Source organism: Gallicola sp. Sow4_E12, from assembly GCF_052116305.1.
GTDB lineage: Bacteria > Bacillota > Clostridia > Tissierellales > Peptoniphilaceae > JBQKLI01.
Genome location: NZ_JBQKLI010000070.1, coordinates 1 through 301 on the forward strand (window position 1 = coordinate 1; position 301 = coordinate 301).

Annotated in this window: 1 protein-coding gene; it reads right to left on the reverse strand. The window is 37.9% G+C overall.

What is annotated here, in order from left to right; genetic code table 11:
- The coding region (locus ACTQ46_RS11230) for an integrase core domain-containing protein (protein ID WP_441749901.1) at positions 1-274 on the reverse strand (274 nt) is incomplete at its 3' end.
- Positions 275-301: the final 27 nt, after the last annotated feature.

A 301-nucleotide genomic window follows, 5' to 3' on the forward strand; every position in this document is an offset into this window, starting at 1 on the left:
TTTTTATCTCTCGATCTTCTAGTTGATGTCTTTGATTTGGCGTTACATGATCTAGTGATTTGTGAGGTTCATTGTTGTAGGTTTCTACAAATTCATTGACCCATTCTTGTGCAGAGTTCACACTCTTAAAGCCGTATTTAGGGTAATTGTAGTGCGTTTTTACAGTTCCGAAGTAGGATTCTATATGGGGATTATCATTGCTCACTCGAGGTCTTGAATGGCTTTCTAAAACACCTAACTCTGTTAACAGAACACTAAGAGTTTTTCCTTTCAAAGTCGAACCGTTATCTCCGTGAAGTAC